Raw genomic sequence first — 1,228 nt, forward strand, 5'->3', positions numbered from 1 at the left:
GCTCTACGCGCTGGCCCTGCAGGAGAGCCGCTTCGACAGCAGCGCCGTCAGCCCGGCCGGAGCCCGCGGCATCCTGCAGATCATGCCGGCGACGGCGAGCTACCTCGCCAATGACCCCTCGCTGCGCGGGGAGGGCGTCACGCGCCTGCATGATCCGGGCTTCAGCCTGGAAATTGGCCAGCGCTACATCCACTATCTCGTCCGGCACGAGGCCGTCCGGGGCGATCTAATCCGCGTGCTGGCGGCCTACAATGCCGGCCCGGGGAACCTCACGCGCTGGCTGCCGGCGACGCGCCATCGCTCCGACCCGCTGCTCTTCATCGAGAGCATCCCTATCAACGAGACGCGCAGCTTCGTCAGCCGCGTGCTGACCTTCCACTGGATCTACGCGAACCGGCTCGGCTTGCCGACGCCCTCGCTGGACCAGATCGCCGGCGGCAATTTTCCGAGCTTCCCGAACGTGGAAGAGGTCACGGCCATGTTGCGCGAGCGGCCCCAGCGCTCCAACTGAGGGAGGCCGGGGCTGACCAGGTCCCGCCTGAAAAAGAGCAACCATGCCCATCGATCCCGCCCGCGCCTTCGTTCCCGTCAACATCGCCGTCCTGACGGTGAGCGACACGCGCGACCTCGCCTCCGACCGCTCCGGCGAGACGCTGCAGGCCCGCATCGAGGCCGCCGGCCATCTCTGCGTCGCGCGAGAGATCTGCAGGGACGAGGCCGACATCATCGAGGCCAGGCTGCTCACCTGGATCGCGGACGGGGAGGTGGACTGCGTGATTACCACCGGCGGTACCGGCATTACCGGCCGCGACGTCACGCCCGAGGCCTTCGACCGCGTGCTGGAGAAGGAGATCACCGGCTTCGGCGAACTCTTCCGCATGCTGAGCTACCAGAAGATCGGGACGTCCACGATCCAGTCGCGCGCCATCGGCGGAGTGGCGGGCGGGACCTATCTCTTCGCGCTGCCGGGTAGCACGGGCGCCTGCAGGGACGCCTGGGACGACATCCTGGTCTTTCAGCTCGACGCGCGCTTCCGGCCCTGCAACCTGGTCGAGCTGATGCCGCGTCTGAAGGAGCATCTGGTCTGAATCCTCGCCGGGCCGGCGTCTGGCCAGCCCCGAAAGCAGCGTGCTTGCTTCCGCATCGCACCGGAAGGACGCCTGTTTTGGCCCTCGAACACGCCCGTCGCGCATTCGCCGCCGCGCTGCTGACCCTGCCGGTCCTCGCC

2 protein-coding genes are annotated in these 1,228 nt (G+C 68.4%); both read left to right on the forward strand.

Annotation, left to right across the window (positions count from 1 at the left end):
- On the forward strand, positions 1-511 hold a 511-nt coding region (locus tag AC1DWF_RS32090), incomplete at its 5' end, for a lytic transglycosylase domain-containing protein (RefSeq protein WP_476842576.1).
- A gap of 43 nt (positions 512-554) precedes the next feature.
- Positions 555-1,088 carry a molybdenum cofactor biosynthesis protein B gene (gene moaB, locus AC1DWF_RS32095; RefSeq protein WP_476842577.1) on the forward strand — a complete coding sequence of 178 codons (534 nt, stop codon included), beginning with the start codon at positions 555-557 and terminating at the stop codon, positions 1,086-1,088.
- Positions 1,089-1,228: the final 140 nt, after the last annotated feature.

The organism is Aminobacter sp. P4_D5 (assembly GCF_056401815.1).